Origin of the sequence: Nocardiopsis prasina DSM 43845 (genome assembly GCF_000341265.1) — a bacterium.
GTDB lineage: Bacteria > Actinomycetota > Actinomycetes > Streptosporangiales > Streptosporangiaceae > Nocardiopsis > Nocardiopsis prasina.
Map to the genome: position 1 here is coordinate 1 of NZ_ANAE01000110.1, position 19,708 is coordinate 19,708.

Here is a 19,708-nt window from a genome sequence, read left to right on the forward strand (position 1 = left end):
TCCACCAGTTCGCGGGTGGCGGCGTAGTCGAGCCCCATGTTGCGCTGGGCGGTGTCCATCGCCTCGGCGACACCGAGGCCCAGGTCCCACACCCGTCGGCGGAACCCCAGCGTGGAGTCCCAGTCCACCTCGGTGGGGGCACCGGGCACGTTGTTCCCCCAGGGCAACGGCACCACGTGGGCGGCGGCGTAGACCGACCGCACCCGGTGGTGTCCGCGCGGCCGGACCGCCTCCGGCGCGGCCGCGAGGGTGAGCCGGTCGACGCGGCCCGAGGAGCGCGGCAGGAGCACCTGCGGAGCGGAGCCCGGGTCGGGCGCCTCCTCAGGAGGCCCGGAGGGGTCGGGGCGGCCCGCGGTCATCGCCCCGCCTCCGCGTCGTCACCGAGCGCGATCCGACGGCCCTCGGCGGCGGATTCGAGGCCCCGCTCCGCGAGCAGCACGCCGCGCGCGGCCGAGGCGAAGTCGAACCGGTGCGGGCGGCCCGCCACGTAGTCGCGCAGGTACTCCTCCCACTGCGCCCGGAAACCGTTGCCGAACTCCGCGTTGTCGGGCACGCGGCTCCAGTCAGAACGGTAGTCGTGGGTGTCGGCGAGGTCGGGGTTCCACACCGGCCGGGGCGTCGTCTCGCGAGTCTGCACCCGCCCGTTGAACAGCCCCACCACGGCCGAACCGTGGGTGCCGTCCACCTGGAACTCCACCAGTTCGTCGCGGTCCACGCGCACGCACCAGCTGGAGTTCATCTGGACCACGGTGCCCTCGCCCACCTCGAAGATCGCGTAGGCGGCGTCGTCGGCGGTCGCGGCGTAGGTGGCACCGCGTTCGTCGACCCGCTCGGGGATGTGCGTGGCGGTGTGCGCGTACACCGAGCGCACCGGGCCGAAGAGGTGCTCGAAGACGTAGTTCCAGTGCGGGAACATGTCCACCACGATCCCGCCGCCGTCCTCCTTGCGGTAGTTCCAGCTGGGCCGCTGGGCGGGCTGCCACCCGCCCTCGAACACCCAGTAGCCGAACTCGCCGCGGACCGAGAGGACCCGGCCGAAGAAGCCGGAGTCGACCAGCCGCTTCAGCTTGAGCAGCCCCGGCAGGTACAGCTTGTCGTGCACCACGCCGTTGTGCAGGCCGGCGCGCTCGACCTCGCGGGCCAGCTCCTCGGCCTCCGCGTGGGTCTCGGCGGTCGGCTTCTCGCTGTAGATCGCCTTGCCCGCCGCGATGGCCCTGCGCAGGGCGGGCACGCGGGCGCTGGTGAGCAGGAAGTCCGCGTAGACGCCCAGCCCGTCGTCGGTGAGCGCCGAGTCCAGGTCGGTGGTGTACTCGTCGACGTCGTGCCGCAGGGCGATGCGGTCGAGCTTCTCCTTGTCGCGCCCCACGAGGACGGGGCGGATCGGCACCCGGGAGCCGTCGGGCAGGGCGAGCCCGCCCTCGTCCCGGATGGCGAGGATGGACCGCACCAGGTGCTGGCGGTAGCCCATGCGGCCGGTGACACCGTTGAGGATGATCCCGATCGTCTGTGTCGTCATGTCGTGCAGGTCCTGTCCAGTTGCGGTCGGTCGACCGTGGCTCGGGGTCAGTCGGCGGTGGCGGTGGAGCCCAGGAGTTCGCGGATCCGTGCGGTCACGCGCTGGAACTCGGGGTTCTCCAGGGTGGGTTCGTACTCGCGGTGGCCGGGGATGGCGATGTCGAACTCCTCGATCACGCGGCCGGGGCGCGGCCCCATCACCACTGAGCGGGAGGCCAGGTACACGGCCTCGGCCACCGAGTGCGTCACCAGCACCACCGTCATGCCGGTGGCCTCCCAGATGCGACGCAGCTCGACGTTCATGTTCTCCCTGGTCAGCGCGTCGAGGGCGCCGAAGGGTTCGTCCATGAGCAGCACGTCGGGTTCGTGCAGGAGGGCCCGGCAGAGGGAGACGCGCTGCTGCATGCCGCCGGAGAGCTCGAAGGGCATGGCCTTCTCGAAACCGGTCAGTCCGGTCATCTCCATCAGCTCGTCGGTGCGCTTGCGTGCCCACGCCTTGGGGAGCCCGCGCATCTCGGCCTGGAAGAGGATGTTGTCGCGGGCGTTGCGCCAGTCCAGGAGCGCCGCCCTCTGGAAGACGAACCCGACGTCGCGGCGGGGCCCCGTCACGGGTGTCCCGCGCAGCGTCACTCCGCCGGCGCTGGTCCCGGTCAGCCCGGCGATCACCCGCAGCAGGGTGGACTTGCCGCAGCCGGAGGGGCCCGCGATGCTGAGGAACTCGCCGTGCTGGATGGTGAGGTCGATGCCGCTGAGCGCGTGCACCGTGCGGTCCTTGGTCTGGAAGGTGACGTCGACCCCGTGGATGTCGACCATCGGCCCCGGGCCCTGCGGGGGACCGCCACCCGCGCCGTCCCGGGCGCGGTCCGCTGTCCTGGCGAACATGCTCACTGCCCTTCCGTGGTGAAGGAGGCGTCGAAGTACGTGCCGGTCTCCTTGGCCTCGTTGATCAGCCCGGCCTCGGCAAGGACCTCGATGGTCTGCCGCCAGTCCTCCTCCGAGGTGTGGCCGGGCTCCAGGCCCTCACTGTTCTCGGTGTGAAGGAGCTCGATGGTCCCCTGCCACTGCTCCAGGAGCACCTCACCGCTGGGCATCTGCGGGTTCTGGCCCTCCATGGAGGCGACCGCGTCCTCCGGTGCCTCCTGCGCGGCGGTGAAGGCCGCGGAGGTGGCCGTGACCATGCGCTGGACCAGGTCGGGGTCGTCCGCGATGGTCGAGGAGTGGGCGAGCAGACCGTTACTGAAGAAGCTCAGCCCGGCGTCGGAGTAGCGCAGGTAGTTGACCTCCTTGCCGCTCTCGGCGGAGATCTTGGGTCCCTGGTCGTGGCCGAAGCCGATGAGCGCGTCCACCTGGCCGGAGATCAGCGCCGCGTTCTTGCCCGCCGAGTCGAGGTTCTGCTGCTCGACGTCGTCCTCGGTGAGCCCGACCGCCTCCAGGTACATGGGGAAGGTGAGGGTGACCGCGTCTCCGGCGGAGACCGCGATGGTTCGGCCCTTGAGGTCGTCCGGTCCGGAGATGTCGGTCTCCGCGAAGTACTGGACGGCGGCGGGGGTGGACTGGAGGTAGACGCCCACGGAGCGCACGTCCACGCCCTCGTCCACGTTGGCGAGCAGGGCGGGGGTGTCGGCCCAGCCGAAGTCGAAGCTCTGCTGGCCGATGGCCTGCACGGTCCGGGCGGAGCCCTGCCCCGCCTCGATGGTGAGGTCGATCCCGTGCTCCTCGAAGATCCCCTCCTCGACGCCGTAGTAGAAGGGGGCGTGTTCGCCGTAGGGGTACCAGTTGAGCTGCAACGTCACCGCGTCGGTGTCGCCGCTGGCGGCCGTCTCGCCGTCCCCGCCGCCGCAGGCGACGAGGGCCAGGGCGCTCACCCCGGCCGCGAGGGCGGTCAGGGCTGAGCGGGAGGCGGTGCGGTACTGCGTGGTGCGGGATTCTCGGGTGGCCATGAGGGTTCCTTCGGGTGTTCCGGGAACGGCTGGGGAGGCTGGGGAGGGCCCGGGTGACCCGGGCGGTCCGGGCGCTCGGGTGCGTGGGGAGGGCACTGGGCCCTGGTGTGCCAGATGGGGCGCGGGGAGCAGGGTGCGGGTGCGGGTGCGCCGCCCGGGGCGGTTCAGCCCCGGTTGCGGCGCGTGGCGTGCCAGGGGATGAGGAGGGTCTCGGCGACCTGGATGATCGCGAAGAGCAGGACGCCCAGCGCGGACATGATGATCAGCGCGGCGAAGAGCATGGCGGTGTCGATGTTGCCGTTGGCCTGGAGGATCACGAAGCCCAGGCCGGAGTTGGCCCCCACGAACTCACCGACGACGGCGCCGGTGACGGCCAGGGTGGCGGCGATCTTGAGACCGGACAGCAGCTCGGGCAGGGCGGCCGGGAAGCGGACCTTCCAGAAGGTCTTGAGCCGCGAGGCCCCCATGGTGGAGGTGAGTTCGAGGAGTTCGGGGTCGACGGAGCGCAGGCCGCTGATCCCGGAGATCACCACCGGGAAGAAGGCCATGAGCACGGCCACGAGGATCTTCGGGCTGGCGCCGAAGCCCAGCCACACCACGAACAGCGGCGCGATCGCGATCTTCGGGATGACCTGCGCGAAGAGGATCAGCGGGTAGAAGGTCTTCTCCAGTGTGGGCGAGTAGACCATCAGCACCGCGACGAGCACGCCGACCACCGCCGCGATCACGAACCCGGCGACGGTCTCCCCCGTGGTGACCAGCGTGTGGCCCCACAGGTAGTCGGGGTTGTCGGTAAACGCTTTCCAAGTGTCGACCGGCGAGGGGATGATGTAGGGCTGGACCAGCCCCGTGGACGTGACGGCGAACCACACCACCACGACGAGCGCGAGGAAGGTGGCGGGGTAGGCCGCCGCCGCGACCCGGCGCGAGGGACGACGTCCGCGCCCCCGGGTCCCGTCGGGGACCCGGGCGGATGGAGGAGCTGGGGCGGACTGAGTCTGTGGAGTCATACGGACCTCGTGTCGCACTTCGGGGGATGGCGGAAGAAGCCTCGGCTATGCTGGAAAGCGCTTACCCAGACGTTCCGGGAGCGGGATAGCGCTTTCCCGTTTCCGGAATATTAAGTTCGCGTAGGTGGGGTGTCAATGCCCCCACGAGGGACGGGACGGAAAATGCGCAAGACGAGGACCAGGGCATCCAGCGGAAACCCGACCCTCACGGACGTGGCCGCACGGGCCGGGGTGTCCCTGGCGACGGCCTCCCGGGTACTCAACGACAGCGACCGCAAGGTCGGCCGCGAACACCGCGAGCGGGTCCTGCGCGCCGCGAGCGAACTCGACTACCGGACGGACCTGTCCGCGCAGGCCATGGCCCGGGGCAGCTCCCCGGTCCTGGCGCTGCTCGTCAGCAGCATCGACGACCCCTACTTCTCCGCCCTGGCCGCCGGGGTCGCCGACTCCGCCCACTCCCACGGCGTGATCGTGACCATCGCGATCACCGCGCGCGACAGCGAGCGGGAGCTCACCTCGGTGCGCACGCTCCGGGGGCAGCGCCCGCGCGCGATCCTCGTGGGCGGCAGCCGCATCTCGGACAACCCCCACACCGACGCGCTCCTCGCCGAGCTGCGGGGGTTCGCGGACAGCGGCGGCCGGACCCTCTTCCTGAGTCAGTCGGTGGGCGGCCTCGGCGCCGTGCACCCGGCCAACACCTCCGGGGCCAGGGAGCTCGGCACGGAGATCGCCCGGATCGGGTACCGCCGCGCCGCAATGGTGACGGGCTCGGGGTCGCTGGTGACCGTGGCGGAGCGGACGGAAGGTTTGCGCCAGGGTCTCGCGACCCGTGGCGGCGGGATCTCCGTGGTCGAGAGCGACTCCTTCGACCGTTCCGGCGGCTACCGGGCCACCCTCCGGCTCATCCGTTCCGGCGGGATCAGGGACGTCGACGTGTTGTGCGCGGGCAACGACTTCATGGCGGTAGGCGCGATGACCGCCCTGCGCGACAACGGGATCCAGCCCGGCCGCGACGTCGCCGTCACCGGGTTCAACGACATCGAGACCGCCGCGGACGTCACCCCCCAGCTCACGACGGTGCGGTTCCCGCTCGCCGCCATAGGACGCCAGGCCGCCGACCTCGCCCTGGACCCGACCGCCCCGCTCACCGAGGACGTCTGCGTGCCCGGTGAGGTGATCATGCGCGACTCCTGCCCGCCGGTCGCGAGGTGAGCCCGAGGTGTCCAGGGCGTCGGGGAGACCCGGGGTCTCCGGGCGTCCTGCGGACCCACCACACCAGGCCACCGACCGCCTGGGCCCGACTCCCCGCCCACCGAGGACGCCCATGCCCCCGGTGAGGTGATCATGCGCGGCCCTCGCTCCCACTCGCGAAGTGAAGCCGGGGAGCACAGGGGTCCGGGAGCCCAGGGTGTCCCGCGGGGCCCCACGACGCGCGACCAGGAACCCTCCCCGGTCCAGTGACCCTGACCGGGGGCGTGCGAGCGTTCGCGAACGAGGTCACTCCCCCGGTCATCGGGGGCCTCGCCCGGGTTCCGCGCGCAGACCCCCTCAGGGGAGTGTCATCCGGGGACCGGGCCGGTCGAGTCGCGGACGACCAGCTCGGTGCGCACGGTCAGGACCCCGCCGGGCGGGTCCTCCCGGGCGCCGACCGCGAGCATCCCGCTGGTGCGGCCCGCGTCCGCCAGCGGGATGCGCACGGTGGTGAGCGCCGGGACGGCGTCCAGGCTGAACGGAAGGTCGTCGAACCCGGCCACCGAAACGTCCCCTGGCACGTCCAGTCCGCGTGAGCGGAGTTCGGCGAGGGCGCCCAGCGCGGCGTTGTCGTTGCCCGCGACCACCGCTGTGAGCCCGGGGGCCCGGCGCAGGAGTTCCGCCACCCCGGCCCGACCGGACTCGCGGTCGAAGTCGCTGGACGCCACCGGGCAGTCCCCCGCCGGCAGGCCGGCGTCCGCCAGGGCCCGGAGGTGCCCGTCCAGCCTCAGCCGCGAGGTCGTGCGGTGCTCCGGTCCGGTGAGGTAGCCGATGCTCCGGTGCCCCAGCGAGACCAGGTGCGCGGTGAGCCCTCGGGCGCCCTCCCGGTTGTCGAAGTCCACCGCGACCACCCCCGGCAGCGGTCCACCGTCGTGGCCGGTCAGGGGCGGGCGGCCGCACAGGACGACGCGCGATCCGGTGGACGTGAACTCGGCGATCTGGTCGACGAGGGCGTCGCGGTGGCCGGGGCCGCTCACCGATCCGCCGGTGAGCACCACGGACCGGGCCCGCTGCCTGCGCAGGAGCCTGAGGTAGCGCAGCTCGCGTTCGGCGGAGCTGCCCGTGTTGCACACGACCGCCAGGACGTCGTCCTCGGCCATGGCGTCCTGGATTCCGCTGGCGATGACCCCGAAGAACGGGTCGGCGACGTCGTGTACCAGCACGCCGATGAGGTCGGAGCTGGACGCCGCCAGGGCGCGGGCGTGGCCGTTGACCACGTAGTCCAGCTCCGCGACGGCCCGGTGGACCCGTTCCGCGGTGGCCCGCGCCACGGGGTAGTTGCCGTTGAGGACCCTGGACACCGTCGCCGGTGACACCCCGGCCCGCCGCGCCACGTCGGCGAGTGTGGTCGCCATCTCCGCCCTGGTCCCCCGTTCCGGCGCCTCCCGTCCCCGCCGCTGCCGCCAGCGGCGTACGGGGAGGCCCTCCCAGCAGTATGGCGAACTTCCAAGCCCGGCGCAGGCGGGGATCCGGCGCGAACGACCGCCTCAGGACTCCTTGACAGCGGCCGGGGACCGAACGTACTTTCTCCGAATAGAAAGCGCTTTCCCCCACGCGATCAGGGAGCCGCGTTGAGCCAGCACCCCCAGCCGACCAGCCCTGACGCCCCGACACCGACCCAGGGGCCGCCCGCGCTGCCCGGAGGGATCGGGCTGTCCCGGCTGCGCGTCTACGACTGGCCCGCCGCCCCGGAGTCCGACGGCCTCTGCGGCGGCACCCCGCACCTCCACCTGGCCTGCACCGAGGCGTACGCGGTGACCGGCGGTTCGGGCGCCGTGCAGACCCTCACCCCGGAGGGCTTCTCCTCCACCCCGCTCACCGAGGGCGACCTCCTCTGGTTCACCCCCGGAACCGTGCACCGCCTCGTCAACCACGACGGCCTGCGCATGATCGTCCTCATGCAGAACGCGGGCCTGCCCGAGGCGGGCGACGCCGTCCTCACCTTCCCCTCCGACGTCCTGGCCGACCCGGCCGCCTACGCGAGGGCGGCCGCCCTCGACCCCGCCGACCCCGAGGGCTCGGCCCGTGAGAGGCGCGAACTCGCCGTCTCCGGCTTCACCGAGCTGCGGAACCGCCTGGAGTCGGGCGACACCTCCGCGCTGACCGAACTGCACGCCGCCGCCCTGCGCCTGGTCTCCGGCCACCTGCCCGCCTGGCGGGCCAGGTTCGAGTTCGGACCGGCCGCCGAGGTGGCCCGCACCGCCGCCCACCTCGACGCCCTGGCCGAGGGAGACACCTCCCACCTGGCGTCCGCGTCGGTCCACCGGGGCGGAGCCTCCCCGGCCTGGGGCATGTGCGGACGGCTCGACAAGTACGAGAGAACCGAAAGGGCCGAGTGAGGCGGGGGATGACCGGGACGCCGGTCATCCCCCGCCCTTGTTCCAGCCCGCCCGAGCACCGGCACTCACCCCCCAGCAGCCGCCTCCGCCCCCAGCCCCGGGCACCCCCTCCCGTCATCCCCCGACCGTCCGGCAGGCGCGCCCTTGCCCGCGCACTTCGCCCTGCCCCGCCGTGCCCGAGGGCCCCTCCTCCGCCCGCGGCCACACCGAGTTCAGCACTCACCCGACCCGCACGAGGGAGTCTGTTCATGTTCCTGAGACCACGCCGCTCCCTGGCGACGACCCTGGGGTTCGCCCTGGTCGCCGGGGCCTTCCTCCCAGCCGCCCCGGCGCTGGCCTTCCCCTCCGACCTACCTCCGCAGGAGCCCGGGGTCACCCTCCGGGTCTTCGACGTCGGCTTCGAGCCCGAACAGATCTGCACCCTGGTCGAGGGGCAGACCCCCAACGTCGACGTCCTGCGCGAGACCGTCGACTACGAGACCACGGAGGAGTTCGGCGGCATCGCCAACAACTTCATGGCGCACGTGATCGGGTACCTGCACGTCCCCGAGGACGGGACCTACGACTTCCGCCTGATCAGCGACGACGGTTCGCGTCTGTACCTCGACGGCGAGGAGATCATCGAGAACGACCAGCGCCAGCCGCCGACCGCCGTCGACGGAACGGCCGAACTCACCGAGGGCGCGCACGCCCTGCGCATCGACTACTTCCAAGGGGCCTTCGACAAGGCGCTGCGGCTGGAGTGGAGCCCGCCCGGTCAGGACGGCTTCGCGCTCGTCCCCGAGGACGTGCTCACCACCGACTCCGACGTGACCCGGGTGACCTCGCCCGGAGTGAAGGTGTGTTCGGACGCCGACATGAGCCCCGGCGACGGCGCCCCGCTCGCCGGAGTGCACCCGAACTACACAGTGACCGACCTGCGGCCGGAGGGCTTCGAACCCACCGTCACCGGCATGGACTGGTTCGAGGACGGCCGGATGGTCATCACCACCTGGGCCGGCCGGGAGAGCTTCGACGGCGCCGTGGAGATCGTCGAGGGGACCGTCGGTGAGGACGCCGACCCCGAGGACATCACCACGCGGGTCGTCGCGACCGACATGAACGAACCCCAGGGCGTGCTGGTGGAGGACGGCGAGGTCATCGTCGCGGAGAAGCATCAGCTCAGCCGGTTGGTCGACGCCGACGGCGACGGCGTCTACGAGGACACCGAGCAGATCGCCACCTGGCCGAGCGGCGGCACGTACCACGAGTTCGGCTTCGGGCTCCTGGCCGACGACGAGAACTACTACCTGAACCTGTCGGTGGCCATCACCCCCGGCGGCAAGACCACGATCCCCCAGCACGTGGAGAACCGGGGCACCTCGATCAGGGTGGACAAGGAGACCGGCGAGGTCGAGTACGTCGCCGGTGGCCTGCGCACCCCCAACGGCATCGGGTGGGGCGCCGAAGGGGAGATCCTCGTCTCCGACAACCAGGGCGACTGGCTGCCCGCCTCCAAGATCGTCGAGATCGAGGAGGGCGCGTTCTACAACCACTACACGACCCCGGCCGGGCCCTTCGACGACCAGCCGGTCACGCAGCCCGTCCTGTGGCTCCCGCACAACGAGATCTCCAACTCGCCCACCAACCCGGTCCTGGTGGAGTCCGGGGTGTTCGAGGGGCAGATGGTGTTCGGCGACGTCACCTACGGCGGAATCCAGCGGGCCTTCCTGGAGGAGGTCGACGGTCGGAAGCAGGGCGCGGTGTTCCGGATGACCCAGGGACTGGAGTCCGGGGTCAGCCGCCTGGCGCTCGGCCCGGACGGCGACTTCTACGTCGGCGGCATCGGTGGCGGCGGCAACTGGGAGCAGCCCGGCAAGCTCCCCTACGGTCTCCAGAAGCTGACCCCCACCTCCGAGGACGCCATGGACATCCTGTCCATGGAGGTCACCGGGACCGGGTTCGACATCACCTACACCAAGCCGGTCTCCGACGACGTGGCCGCCAACGCCGCGGAGCGCTACGACGTGGCCCAGTGGTCGTACAACCCGACCTCGCAGTACGGCGGCCCCAAGCGCAACCAGGAGACCCTGCCCGTCACCGGCGCCTCGGTCTCCGACGACGGGCACACGGTCAGCCTGGACATCGGCGGCCTGCGCGAGGACCGCGTGGTACACGTCCGCTCGCCCCGCCCCTTCGAGTCCGCCGACGGCACCGAACTGTGGAGCACCGAGGCCTGGTACACCGTCCACAACATCCCCGGCTACGAGGCTCCGTCCAACGAGATCGGCATGTACGAGGCCGAGGACGGCACGCTGCGCGGCGGCGCGGGCATCGCCAACGAGCACCCGCACCACACCGGTGAGGGGTTCGTGGACGGGTTCAGTAACATCGGCGCCTCCCTGACCTGGGACGTCGACGTCGACGAGGCCGGAACGTACCCGGTGACCTTCCGCTACTCCAGCGGCCCCAACCCGTTCGTCGGGCCCAAGACCATCTCACTGGACGTCAACGGCGAGGACCTGGGACAGATCACCGTCGAGACCACCGAGGTCTGGCAGGTCTGGGCCGACCACGTCGAGCAGCTCGACCTCCAAGAGGGCAACAACACCGTCACGGTCACCGCCGGTGAGGACGACGACCGGCACGTGAACTGGGACCACCTGCGCGTCCAGCACGAGCCCTGCACCCCGGCCGAACCCGACGAGGGCTACCGGATGCTGTTCGACGGCACCCCCGAGAGCCTGGCCGACTGGGAGATAGCCGGCCCCGGCGACTTCGTCTCCCAGGGCGACTGCACGATGCGCTCCATCGGCGGTCTGGGCTTCACCAGCTATCCGGAGGAGTTCACCGACTACAGCCTGACCCTGGACTGGAAGATGGGCGGGGACGACAACTCGGGCGTCCACCTCGGTGTCAACGACCCGCAGGGCGACCCCGCCGCCCGCAACCGGGGCTTCGAGGTGCAGATCGACGCCACCGACGAGCCCCACCTCACCACCGGCGCCATCTACAACTTCCAGGGCGCCGACATCGAGGCCCGGGACGAGGCCCTCAACCCGCCCGGGGAGTGGAACACCTACGAGATCGTCGTCGAGGGCGACCGGGTGCGGGTGTACCTCAACGGGACGCTGATCAACGACTTCGACAGTGAGGGAGCGGACCCCGACCGCGACCTGACCGGCCGGATCGGCCTCCAGAACCACCACACCGGTTCCGACGTGTGGTTCCGCGACGTGCAGATCAAGGAACTCGGCTGACCGACGGGGGCGGGGCGCACGCGTCCCGCCCCTACTCGGGTTCCCCCTCCAGGATCAGCAGGGCCCGGCGCATGACGTCCTGCTGCGCCTCGTTGTAGAGGTCGGTCACGGACATCATCGCGGCCTTCTCGACCACGGCCCGGGGCATCGTCAGCCGCGAACCCGGGTCGCTCAACCAGGGGTGGTTCCTCCGGTGCTCCTCCAGGACCACCGCCACCCGCTCCGCCAGACGCTGGCGCGTGTCCGCGCTGGCGTCCGGCGGCAGGGTGTTCATCTCGTGGTCGAGGTCGGTCGGCTCCGCGTCGATCATGGTCCGGAGGTCCTCCACCGCACGCTCGTCGTAGAAGCGGCTGGAGATCGCGATGGCCGCCCGGTCGGCGTCGCTCAGCCGCTCGGCGACGCCCTCGAACCCGGCCGGGACGTCGGTGGGCGTGCCCTCTCGCAGCAGCGCCGCCACCTCCTGCCTCGCGCGTCGCAGACGCTCGATCCCGGCGGCGAGTTCGGCGTCGAGCGCGCGGAGGGCGGCCTTGGAGTCGGCCGGGCTGTCCCCCATCCGGTCCACCCGCGCCAACGGAACGCCCATCTCGCGCAACCGGCGGATCTGGAGGACCCGTGCCAGGTGCCGTGCCTGGTACTGCTTGTATCCGTTGCCGCGTCGTTCGGGCTGGTCGAGCAGGCCGACCCGGTGGTAGTGGCGGATGGTGTTCACCGTCGTGCCCGCCATCTCGGCCAGCTCACTCGTACTCCACCCCATGGACCCCCCTCTCACACTCCGGTGTACCGCATCAGAGCGTGCAGGTCGCCCCCTTCTCGGGCACCTCCAGGTCGATCAGGTACCTGGCGGCGGCCTCGTCCACGCACTCGTTGGACCCGAGGGAGACGATCCCGTGCCCCTCGCCCTCGACGGTGAGCAGCGCGCTCCCGAGGGTGTCCGCGAGCTCGATCCCGCCCGCGTGCGGGGTGCTCGGGTCGCCGGTGATCGACACCACCAGCGTGTCGGGCAGCCCCTCGATGTCCTCCGCGTAGGGGAACCCGAGTTCCGGCTCGACGGGCCAGGCCTCGCACCCGTCACGGGCGCCGTCCGTCACGTCCACACCGGGGTCCATGAACGGGGCCTGGGCATAGGTCGCCTCCCGCAGCTCACCGCCCTGCTCGGGGGTCAGGCGCTCCTCGTCCATGCAGTTGATCGCGTGGTTGGCCTCCAACGAGTTCGGCCACCGCCCGTCGGGCCCGCGCAGGCCGAAGTCGTAGATGAGCTGCATCAGGGTGTCACCCCGCCCCTCCTCGACCTCGGCGATCCCGTCGATGATCCGGGGCCAGCTCTGCGGGGAGTACAGTCCGGAGATCACGCCACCGACCGCCCCGTCGAAGTCCAGCTCGGCGTCCAGCGCGGGCACGGGCTCCTCTCGCAGCGGCCGCACGATCTCCTGGAACCGCTCGGTCGCCCGCTCGGGATCGGTGCCCAGCGGACAGTCCGTCTCAGCCGCGCACGTCGCGGCCATCTCGTCGAACGCTCCCTGGAACCCGGCGTAGGCGTTGACCCGCCGGTCGAAGCTGCCCTCCAGCGGGCTCATCGCCCCGTCGAGCACCATCGCGCGCACCCGGTCGGGGAACTGCTCGGCGTAGACGGCCCCCAGCCTGGTGCCGTAGCTCTGCCCGAAGTAGGTCAGTTCCTCCTCGCCCAGGACGGCCCGGAGCACGTCCATGTCGCGTGCGGTGTCCCGGGTTCCCAGGTGTTCCAGGACCTCGACCCCACCGCTCCCCTCGGCGCACCGCTCCATGATCTCCCGGGTGTCGTCCTCGGTGAGGCGCACCGTGGTGCCCTGCGACCCCATCGGCACGACCCCGGTGTCGGCCTCCTCGTCGGTGTAACAGTCCACCGCGGGGCTGGTGGCGCCGACACCGCGCGGGTCGAACCCGACGAGGTCGAACCGCTCGGTGATCTCGCTCTCCGCCAGCCCCGCGAAGGCCAGGGCCGCGCCCACGACACCGGAACCACCGGGTCCGCCGGGGTTGTAGACCAGCGAACCCATGGACTCCCCCCGGGCGGGCACCCGCAGCACCGCCACCGATGCCAGCTCTCCCTCGGGGTCCTCGTAGTCGAGCGGCACGTCCATGCGGGCGCACTCGGAGCCCGGTGCCAGCTCCAGGAGGGCCGCCTCCCCGGCCGTGTCCGGGTAGTCGGCACACCCCTCCCAGCTGAGTTCCTGCTCGTGGAAGGCGCCCAGGGCCCCGAAGCCGCCCTCCGCCTCCTCCGACGAACAGCCCGCCAGGACCCCCGTCAGCGCCAGCAGTCCGGCTCCGGCCCGGACCAGCCTTCCGCCTCGTCGACGATGTTCCACTTCCACCCCTTCGGTTCGACCAGCACGTCGGGGCCAAGCAGACACTGTGTTCCTGGAACAGGGTCAAGCCCGGGAACCGACCGGGCCCGTCACGAGCCGTCCCTGGAGACGGACATGCCGAAGGTGACCACGCTGATGAGGGCGGGGATGATCGCGGTGACACCCCATCTCCACTCGCCGCCCCAGATCCACGCCAGGAGCATCGCGATGGTGCCCGCGAGCAGGACGAGGGTGGTCCAGAGCATGGGGCCCGAGGGGTTTCCGGTGCTCTCGACGGTGATCTGGTCCTGCCGGATCAGGGAGTCGCGCAGGAGCTGGATCAACGCGGAGTGCTGGTCGGGGGTGACGTCGCGGAGGCGGATGCGCAAAGTGGCCATAGCGGCCATTCTCCTCGGCCGACACGGCCCGTCTCCAGCCCGGAGCCACCCGGAAACGACTCAGGCCCGGTCGGGTGACCGGGCCTTGAGGAAGCATGAGAGCCGACGAGGGGACTTGAACCCCTAACCTATCGCTTACAAGGCGATTGCTCTGCCAATTGAGCTACGTCGGCCGACCGCCGGGGCGCCTGGCCCCGGTACGTCCAAGCTGTATGGTACCGGGTCCGGCGCCGAGTGGCCTACTCGGCACCGGGGGCTAGCTGGCCTCGGCTCCGCGACGGCGGGCGACCTCGTAGAGGGAGACCCCGGCGGCCACGGAGGCGTTCAGGGACTCGGCGCCGCTGATCGGGATGCTCGCGACCACGTCGCAGACCTCGCGGACCAGGCGGGACAGGCCCTTGCCCTCGGAGCCCACGACGATCACCAGCGGGCCGTTGGCCAGTTCCAGGTCGGGCAGCTGGGTGTCGCCACCGGCGTCCAGACCGGCGACGAACAGCCCCGCCTTCTTGTAGGTCTCCAGGGCCCGGGTCAGGTTGGTGGCCTGGGCCACCGGCAGCTTCGCCAGGGTTCCCGCGGAGGTCTTCCACGCGGACATGGTCACGCTGGCCGTGCGCCGCTCCGGGATGAGCAGGCCGTGCGCGCCGAAGGCCGCGGCCGAACGCGCGATGGCGCCCAGGTTGTGCGGGTCGGTGACCCCGTCCAGGGCGACGATCAGCGGCGGGGTGTCCGAGGCCAGCGCCCTGTCCAGCAGCCCCTCGGCCGCCCAGTACTGGTACGGACGGACCTGGAGGACGATGCCCTGGTGGGTGGCACCGGGCAGGCCGTTGCTCTCACAGCGGCGGTCCAGGTCGGTGCGGTTGACCTCCACCACGTCGACGCCCTGGGCGCCCGCGAGCTTGGCGGCCTCGTTGACGCGGTCGTCGGGGTCCAGGCTGTTGGCCAGGAACAGGCGCGTGGCGGGCATGCCCGCACGCAGCGCCTCGACCACCGGGTTACGGCCGATCAGCAGGTCGGAGTTGTCCGGCCGGTTGGGCGAGCGCTCCTTGCGGGGGCTGTCCGAGCCCGCCGGGCCGCCGGTCTGCGCGGCGCGCTTGTTGGCCTTGTTCCGCTGCTTGCCGTCATACCAGTGCCGCTGCTCCGCGGGCAGGGTGCCGCTCTTGGCCTCCAGGGAACGCCGACCCTTGCCGCCGCTGCCCTTCGTGGGGCCCTTCTTGCTCTTCTTCGCCGGCATGGTCGCCGCCTCCAGTTACGTGTCGCGGGCATGCCGGAAGAACTCTTCCGGCCGATGGGGTAGCCGCGGCGCCGAGGGGCGGCGGCAAACTCCCAGCCTAGTGCCGTCCCGGTACCACACGCGTCGGCGGTCAGCCCCTGCGCAGGTCCCAACGGGGACCCTGCGGGGTGTCCTCCACCACCACACCGGCCTCCGCCAACTGATCGCGGATGGCGTCGGCGGCCGCGAAGTCCTTGCGTCCGCGCGCGGCCTGGCGCTGTTCGAGTGCGACGGCCACGAGGGCGTCCACGACCTCAGTCAGCCCCTGGTCGCCGCCGCCGGACCACTGCTCGCTCAGCGGGTCCAGGCCGAGCACCGAGAGCATGGTGCGCAGCTCGGCGGCGAGCCCCTGCGCCCGCTCCTTGTCACCGGAGGCGAGCGCCGTGTTGCCCTCGCGCACATGGCCGTGCACGATCGCCAACCCCTGGGACACACCCAGGTCGTCGTTGAGCGCCTCGGTGAACTCGGACGGGACGTCGGCCGCCGGGGCGACCGTGCCCAGCACCTCCACGGCGCGGGTGAGGAAACCCTCGATCCGCTGGTAGGCGGCGGCGGCCTCCTGGAGCGCGGTGTCGGAGTAGTCGATGGTGGACCGGTAGTGAGCCTGGCCGAGGTAGTAGCGCAGCTCCACCGGGCGGACCTTTTGGACCATGTCCGGGACCCTCATGGAGTTGCCCAGGGACTTGGCCATCTTCTCGCCGCCGATGGCGAGCATGCCGTTGTGCAGCCAGTACTGGGCGAAGCCGTCACCGGCGGCGCGCGACTGCGCCTGCTCGTTCTCGTGGTGCGGGAAGATCAGGTCGATCCCGCCGCCGTGGATGTCGAAGCTGGGGCCCATGTACTTGGTGGCCATGGCGGAGCACTCCAGGTGCCAGCCGGGGCGGCCGCGTCCCCAGGGGGTGTCCCAGCTGGGCTCGCCCGGCTTGGCGCCCTTCCACAGGGCGAAGTCGCGCGGGTCCCGTTTGTCGCGGTCCGGGTCGGAGTCGGCGGACTCCACGACCTGGTCCAGCCGCTGGTTGGACAGCTCCCCGTACGCGGGGTGCGAGCGCACGTCGAAGTAGACGTCGCCCGATCCGTCGTCGGCGGCGTAGGCGTGCCCGGCGTCGATGAGGCGGCGCATGAGCTCGATCATCTCCGGCACGTGGCCGGTGGCGCGCGGCTCCACGGTGGGCGGCAGGCAGCCCAGGGTGTCGTAGGCCCAGGTGAAGGCGCGCTGGTTGCGCTCGCTCACCTGCCACCACGGGACGCCCTCCTCGGCGGCGACACGGATGATCTTGTCGTCGATGTCGGTGACGTTGCGGCAGAACGTGACCTGGTAGCCGAGGTGGATCAGCCAGCGGCGCAGGATGTCGAAGTTGACCCCGGAGCGGATGTGGCCGATGTGGGGGGGTGCCTGCACGGTGGCACCACACAGGTACAGGGAGGCACACCCCTCGCGGATCGGGGTGAAGTCTCGGACCTGTCGGGCACTGGTGTCATAGAAGCGCAGACTCACGTTGTCAAGACTATCCGTTCTCCCCTGGCCTGGGCATCACAAACCAATAAGCACCACCGGTTCGGTACGGGGTCCTGAACGAGACGGGGTCCGGTCCACTCCGGACAGCCCGGAGAACTCATATGGGGCGAGCCGTATCGGGCCCGCTCACATGTGGGACGACCCGGCGTTCCGACCCCGTTCCGGAGGGGGATCGCCCGGCACGCTCCGTCAACCGCGACGCTGCGCCACACCGCACCCTTCGGCACCGGCGTCGGGAAGCAGCCGGAATCGGCCGGAATCTCGTGTTCGCGGCACCGTCTCGACTACGCTTCGGTGACGATGGCCCCTTTCAACAACGCCCCCGAGACAGGGACACGGAACGGTCGGACCGCGGGTCGCGGCGCGGGAGCCGGTGCTCTCGTCGGTGGCGCCGTGTTCGTCAGTGTCATCGCCCTGTGCGCCCTAGTCATCGCCTACAACGGCATCTACCGGTTCGCCCTGATCGTGCACGACGAGGGCGGCTTCCTCGCGCACGTCTTCCCGCTGACCTTCACCCTGCTGGTCCTCATGGCCTTCTGGGTGAGCTACGTCCTGCGCGCGGCGCCGCCGAGCGAGCGCCTCTGGGTGGACGTCGTCCTCATCCCGCTGCTGATCCTCGCCGCGGCCGTGCCCATGGTGCTGCACAGCGTCAACATGGTGGACCGCATCGCGGCGAACCACGAGGGGATCGTCCAAGTGGTGGTGGCGGTCGCCCCGCTGGCCGCCCTGCTGGTGGCGTTCCTGCTGTGGATCACCGTGCGGGCGCACGTCCGCAGACGCAACGCCAACGGACGCCCGCGAGCCAACCCCTCCGACGACCGCACGACCGTGCTGCGCGGGCGTCCCAGGCCGGGCGAGGCCCCGGTCCGGGACGACCACGGGACGGAGGCGCTCAAGACCCGACTGCTGCGGTTGGGCGCCGACGACGCGGACGAGAAGGAGTCCGGCGAGGAGGCGTCCGAGACGGTCTCGCTGCCCGCCCGCACCTCCACTCTGCGCCGTGATCGCGCGGAGCAGGAGGCGAAAGAGCGCGCCGAGCGCGAGGAACGCGAGCAGGAGGCGAAGGAGCGCGCCGAGCGCGAGGAACGCGAGCAGGAGGAACAGCGCGCGGAGCGGGAGGAACAAGAGCGCGCCGAACGCGAGAGCTCGAACGTGGTGGTCATCGGGGCCGGTTCCGTGGGCCACGATCGCGACGCCGACAAGCACTCCGACGCGGACGCCCCGACCGAACCGATCGCCGCCGTGGAGGAGCCCCAGGACCCGGCTGAGGCCTCCGTGCCCACGCTGCCGCTTCCGCGCCGGGCCCGCGACGGCGACAACCCGATCAAGCGTGCGGCCACGGATGCGCCGGTGGTCCCCTCGCAGGCCTCCTCCCCCGAGGCCGAGTCCGAAGGCACCGAGGCCCCCACCACGGGCTTCGCCCACCGGGCCCCCGAGGGCCCCGCCGTGGGCTCAGACCACGTCGTGGCCGAGCCTTCCGAGCACTTCGACGAGGGTTTCGAGCACGACTCCCCGGTGGCCGACCCCAGCACGGACGAGGCGGAGGCTCCGATCCCCGCCCCGGCCATCCCCGAACCGGCCATCCCCGAACCGGAGCCGGTCGCCGAGACGGCACCGGCCCCGGGAACGGGCTCCGAGAGCGATGGCTCCCCGGAGGTTTCCCGGGTCCAGAGCACCGTGGAGCTGTGGCCCGAGGGTGAGACCGGGTCGGGTCCCCTGCCGGAGGTCGAGGACCTGCCCGGCGTGACGGCGGAGGACCCGGAGGCGGATCCCCGGGACGACCACACCGGTTCCCCCCTGTGGGAGCCGCCGACCGAGGACACGCCCGCCTCGCACCTGGCCGACTACGTGCCTCCGGTGTGGACCCCGCCCGAGGACGACAGCCCCGCCGAACCCGCTCCCCTGGTCGGACACGCGACCGGCGCCGAGGAGGGTTCGACCCCGGCCCTGGACCACGACACCGGCCCGTCGGTGCGCGCCGCCTTCCGGATGGGTTCGGTACCGCCCGGCGCGGCCCGACCGGAGCCGGAGCCCGAGCCGCTTCCTGAGCCCGAGCCTCTGCCCGACGAAGAGCCGGAGCCCGAACCGGAGGTGCGGCGGCAGTCCGAGCCCGAACCGGCGACGGAGCGCGCGCCCCGCTCCGGCCCCCGCTCTCGGAGGCCGGTGGAGAAGCGGCCGATGGTCCTCAAGCCGAAGCGCCCGCCCATGCCGGACTTCGCCTCCGGACCGCCCTCCCGCCGCGTCCGCAGCGAGCCACTGCCGCCGGAGGACCACTGAGCCGACGGGGGCACTGACCCCGCTGAGGACATGGACAAGGGCCGTCGGCCCCGGAGCCCCCGGTTCCGGGGCCGACGTCCGTCCGGCTCCGGGGAGGCGGACCGGCCGGGCCCACGCGTGTGAGGGCGGCACAAGGCGGGCGAGAGACGAGGATCCCCCGACTATCGACGCTACGCGTGCCGGGCGGGGTGCGCCAGGGGCGGTCCACCTCACCTGTGGACAACCTCCCAGCTCCGATTCCCGTCCGCCTGTGAACGACGGATTTCGGCCCCCTGACCAGGCACTGCGTCACAGTCCGGATACCGCCCCCACAGCAACGGGAAAGGACCTTTTGGGGAACCCATCGGCCGAAGGTCACGCCCCTGACGCCCGATGCCCGCTCCACCCCCGGAGGGCCGCCCCCGGCCGCCCCGGGAGGGCTTCACCAGTGCTCGTCCGCACCGGCCGGGGCCGCTCCGCAGCAAGGCCGGAGGGCGCCCGCCGGGGTGCCCCTCGACAGAAGCCCCCTGCCGCCTGGCCACCGCCCCGCCCCGAAGAGGCGGTGACGTCGTCGCGCGCCCGGGGGTGGACCTCCGGACTCACCCGAGCCTCCTGAACACGACGAGGGCGGCCCCGCTCCTGGCGGGGCCGCC

General features: G+C 71.7%; 15 protein-coding genes and 1 tRNA gene. 4 read left to right on the forward strand and 12 right to left on the reverse strand.

Annotated elements, in window-relative coordinates; genetic code table 11:
* The 5 genes from D452_RS28080 to D452_RS0110690 form a co-directional block, all read right to left on the reverse strand.
* Window positions 1-359: DUF993 family protein (locus D452_RS28080; RefSeq protein ID WP_040693521.1), on the reverse strand; the 359-nt coding region annotated here is incomplete at its 3' end.
* Window positions 356-1,516 (reverse strand): Gfo/Idh/MocA family protein, encoded by a 1,161-nt coding sequence (locus tag D452_RS0110675; protein WP_017544141.1) that lies wholly within the window; start codon window positions 1,514-1,516, stop codon window positions 356-358. The genes D452_RS0110675 and D452_RS28080, both read right to left, overlap by 4 nt.
* A gap of 47 nt (window positions 1,517-1,563) precedes the next feature.
* Complete coding sequence (locus tag D452_RS0110680) at window positions 1,564-2,397, reverse strand: ABC transporter ATP-binding protein (RefSeq protein WP_040693524.1); 834 nt, start codon at window positions 2,395-2,397, stop codon at window positions 1,564-1,566.
* A gap of 2 nt (window positions 2,398-2,399) precedes the next feature.
* A complete protein-coding gene (locus D452_RS0110685) occupies window positions 2,400-3,455 on the reverse strand; it encodes an ABC transporter substrate-binding protein (protein ID WP_017544143.1) in 1,056 nt (351 codons plus the stop codon).
* A 164-nt stretch (window positions 3,456-3,619) separates the two neighbouring features.
* Window positions 3,620-4,465, reverse strand: a complete 846-nt coding sequence (locus D452_RS0110690; protein WP_017544144.1) for an ABC transporter permease — start codon at window positions 4,463-4,465, stop codon at window positions 3,620-3,622.
* Between the two features lie 162 nt (window positions 4,466-4,627).
* On the opposite strand from D452_RS0110690, the gene D452_RS0110695 reads away from it, so the two are divergent.
* Window positions 4,628-5,677 (forward strand): LacI family DNA-binding transcriptional regulator, encoded by a 1,050-nt coding sequence (locus D452_RS0110695; RefSeq protein WP_152498566.1) that lies wholly within the window; start codon window positions 4,628-4,630, stop codon window positions 5,675-5,677.
* A 347-nt stretch (window positions 5,678-6,024) separates the two neighbouring features.
* Here the strand turns inward: D452_RS0110695 and D452_RS0110700 are convergent, their stop codons facing one another.
* The gene (locus D452_RS0110700; protein ID WP_017544146.1) at window positions 6,025-7,071 is read right to left on the reverse strand and encodes a LacI family DNA-binding transcriptional regulator; all 1,047 of its coding nucleotides are present in this window, start codon (window positions 7,069-7,071) and stop codon (window positions 6,025-6,027) included.
* Between the two features lie 216 nt (window positions 7,072-7,287).
* On the opposite strand from D452_RS0110700, the gene D452_RS0110705 reads away from it, so the two are divergent.
* Both D452_RS0110705 and D452_RS0110710 read left to right on the forward strand, forming a co-directional pair.
* A complete protein-coding gene (locus D452_RS0110705; protein ID WP_017544147.1) occupies window positions 7,288-8,055 on the forward strand; it encodes a cupin domain-containing protein in 768 nt (255 codons plus the stop codon).
* A gap of 248 nt (window positions 8,056-8,303) precedes the next feature.
* Window positions 8,304-11,294 (forward strand): family 16 glycoside hydrolase, encoded by a 2,991-nt coding sequence (locus tag D452_RS0110710; protein ID WP_017544148.1) that lies wholly within the window; start codon window positions 8,304-8,306, stop codon window positions 11,292-11,294.
* Between the two features lie 31 nt (window positions 11,295-11,325).
* On the opposite strand, the gene D452_RS0110715 is transcribed toward D452_RS0110710, so the two are convergent.
* From D452_RS0110715 to cysS, 6 genes are all read right to left on the reverse strand, one after another.
* Window positions 11,326-12,048 (reverse strand): MerR family transcriptional regulator, encoded by a 723-nt coding sequence (locus tag D452_RS0110715; protein WP_017544149.1) that lies wholly within the window; start codon window positions 12,046-12,048, stop codon window positions 11,326-11,328.
* A 31-nt stretch (window positions 12,049-12,079) separates the two neighbouring features.
* Window positions 12,080-13,636 carry an alpha/beta hydrolase gene (locus D452_RS0110720; protein ID WP_017544150.1) on the reverse strand — a complete coding sequence of 519 codons (1,557 nt, stop codon included), beginning with the start codon at window positions 13,634-13,636 and terminating at the stop codon, window positions 12,080-12,082.
* Window positions 13,637-13,725: 89 nt separating this feature from the next.
* Window positions 13,726-14,013, reverse strand: coding sequence for a hypothetical protein (locus D452_RS0110725; RefSeq protein WP_017544151.1), 288 nt, complete (start codon window positions 14,011-14,013; stop codon window positions 13,726-13,728).
* A gap of 100 nt (window positions 14,014-14,113) precedes the next feature.
* Window positions 14,114-14,186: transfer RNA gene (locus D452_RS0110730), tRNA-Thr, on the reverse strand.
* 83 nt (window positions 14,187-14,269) lie between these two features.
* Complete coding sequence (gene rlmB, locus D452_RS0110735) at window positions 14,270-15,244, reverse strand: 23S rRNA (guanosine(2251)-2'-O)-methyltransferase RlmB (protein ID WP_017544152.1); 975 nt, start codon at window positions 15,242-15,244, stop codon at window positions 14,270-14,272.
* Window positions 15,245-15,374: 130 nt separating this feature from the next.
* Window positions 15,375-16,778 (reverse strand): cysteine--tRNA ligase, encoded by a 1,404-nt coding sequence (cysS, locus tag D452_RS0110740; protein ID WP_017544153.1) that lies wholly within the window; start codon window positions 16,776-16,778, stop codon window positions 15,375-15,377.
* Between the two features lie 414 nt (window positions 16,779-17,192).
* Between cysS and D452_RS0110745 the strand changes: the two genes are divergently transcribed.
* Window positions 17,193-19,076, forward strand: coding sequence for a hypothetical protein (locus D452_RS0110745; protein WP_020379984.1), 1,884 nt, complete (start codon window positions 17,193-17,195; stop codon window positions 19,074-19,076).
* The last annotated feature ends 632 nt before the right edge of the window (window positions 19,077-19,708 follow it).

Bases quoted from the DNA above. Each gene is read 5' to 3' on its own strand.
- D452_RS0110675 (WP_017544141.1), bottom strand. From the start codon at position 1,516: ATGACGACACAGACGATCGGGATCATCCTCAACGGTGTCACCGGCCGC.
- D452_RS0110680 (WP_040693524.1), bottom strand. From the start codon at position 2,397: ATGTTCGCCAGGACAGCGGACCGCGCCCGGGACGGCGCGGGTGGCGGT.
- D452_RS0110685 (WP_017544143.1), bottom strand. From the start codon at position 3,455: ATGGCCACCCGAGAATCCCGCACCACGCAGTACCGCACCGCCTCCCGC.
- D452_RS0110690 (WP_017544144.1), bottom strand. From the start codon at position 4,465: ATGACTCCACAGACTCAGTCCGCCCCAGCTCCTCCATCCGCCCGGGTC.
- D452_RS0110695 (WP_152498566.1), top strand. From the start codon at position 4,628: ATGCGCAAGACGAGGACCAGGGCATCCAGCGGAAACCCGACCCTCACG.
- D452_RS0110700 (WP_017544146.1), bottom strand. From the start codon at position 7,071: ATGGCGACCACACTCGCCGACGTGGCGCGGCGGGCCGGGGTGTCACCG.
- D452_RS0110710 (WP_017544148.1), top strand. From the start codon at position 8,304: ATGTTCCTGAGACCACGCCGCTCCCTGGCGACGACCCTGGGGTTCGCC.
- D452_RS0110715 (WP_017544149.1), bottom strand. From the start codon at position 12,048: ATGGGGTGGAGTACGAGTGAGCTGGCCGAGATGGCGGGCACGACGGTG.
- D452_RS0110725 (WP_017544151.1), bottom strand. From the start codon at position 14,013: ATGGCCACTTTGCGCATCCGCCTCCGCGACGTCACCCCCGACCAGCAC.
- rlmB (WP_017544152.1), bottom strand. From the start codon at position 15,244: ATGCCGGCGAAGAAGAGCAAGAAGGGCCCCACGAAGGGCAGCGGCGGC.